The sequence below is a fragment of the Moorena sp. SIO3I8 genome (assembly GCF_010692325.1).
GTDB lineage: Bacteria > Cyanobacteriota > Cyanobacteriia > Cyanobacteriales > Coleofasciculaceae > Moorena.
The window spans coordinates 1-1,400 of record NZ_JAAHHW010000390.1 but is presented as its reverse complement, the minus strand read 5'-3'; the positions used below and the strand labels follow the sequence as shown (position 1 = coordinate 1,400).

At 43.6% G+C, this 1,400-nt stretch carries 2 protein-coding genes; one reads left to right on the top strand and one right to left on the bottom strand.

The window, feature by feature from the left end:
• Positions 1 to 354 precede the first annotated feature (354 nt).
• Complete coding sequence (locus F6K51_RS37260; protein ID WP_070394562.1) at positions 355 to 543, top strand: hypothetical protein; 189 nt, start codon at positions 355 to 357, stop codon at positions 541 to 543.
• A 54-nt stretch (positions 544 to 597) separates the two neighbouring features.
• Here F6K51_RS37260 and F6K51_RS37255 read toward each other — a convergent pair.
• Positions 598 to 1,400 (bottom strand): T3SS effector HopA1 family protein (locus F6K51_RS37255; protein WP_293031203.1); only part of this gene is annotated, 803 nt, incomplete at its 5' end.

The following is a 1,400-nucleotide window of genomic DNA, read 5'->3' as shown; positions in this document are numbered from 1 at the left end:
TTCACGAGTTTTTCATAAAATCCTGACAGAGCTAAAAATTTTTGATGAATTTTTCTTAAAGACGCTAAATATACCTGAGGTCAATTGCCACATCCGTCTTGAGACTGATGACTTGGATGGTGGCAGCGAGGAGCACTCAGTCTAATGGCCTAAGGCTAAAGCTTTGGGCTACACCAAGCCACTCCATCTAGGTGGACTAATTTTTTATAGCGCTATATATTTTTAGGACTTACCTAGGGACTATACCTGTAGGGTCTCGCTTCGGACTCTACTAAGCTGTCACACATTTAAATTGTATTTAATGTATTTAAATTGTGAAGAGGCGCGCTGATAGGGAGATGGGGAGATGGGGAGATGGGGAGATGGGGAGATGGGGAGATGAGACACCAGCTTTTGCACAAGTGGATCGAGGGGAAATTTAAATGCTTATTAGCTTACATAAGCGCGTTTGTTGCCCAGTTTTGCCTAAGTCCTGTTTTTGCTACTGTGGGCGAATTAACTACGAGTCTGACCCCCATACCATCTGTAGGAGCAATTGTGTAAGCTTTTCAAACTTCCCCCTCTTCCCTCCTTTCCCATAATTTGCTGTGGGCAGCTTTAGTCATGATTGAGGTAAGGACGTTCCCATTCAATTCCTAACTCAGAAAATTGTTGGCGGATGGCGTTGAGGCGCTCCTCTGGAGTGTTATTACCGTTTTGCCAAGCCTGCATTAAACCATTCGCTACAATTTGGCAGCGGTTCATGCCAAAACTTTCTTGAGAGGTAAATTTTTGGGTTGGTTCTTCGGCAAAACTCAATCCCGGTGCCAAAAACTTGGTGAATAAAGGCACTTCTGGGCGAAAATGGCAGCGGTTTGGTAGATATATGGTTTGCATCACCCCAAAGACCACTTCAGAATCACAGCGCTCAAAGTAGAGTACTCCGCAGTCATGGCGTTTGTATTCCGATGGATTGTATAGAACTTTAAATGTGAAAGGAATTGCTGCTGCATTCAAATATTTTGTCATGCTATCCATGACAGCAAGGGCTCCATCTGGTGTCAGATTAAAGTAGATCCGTGCTGTTTTAGAATCGATATCACCATTGCCCTGTCGCTCTTGACCAACATTACCCACTGCTACATAAAAGCCATTTTGCATCAAATTTTTGGGCATCCGGATGGCAACGAGGCTGCCGATAGTAGCAGATTTTTCCTCAGATTTGAGATGAATCTCCCGTTCAATATGCATAGTCAAACTACCTTTGGTGACGGCTATTGAACCATCGGTTTCTTCTGAGATTACCTGCCAATTGGGATCAAAGTAGCCTGTGCCTTGATTGTTGGCGTGGAGTCGTTGGTAAAATTCTAGGTCTATTCCAAGTAGGCTATTGTTCTCTAAGTTTTGATGGGGTGCTATAA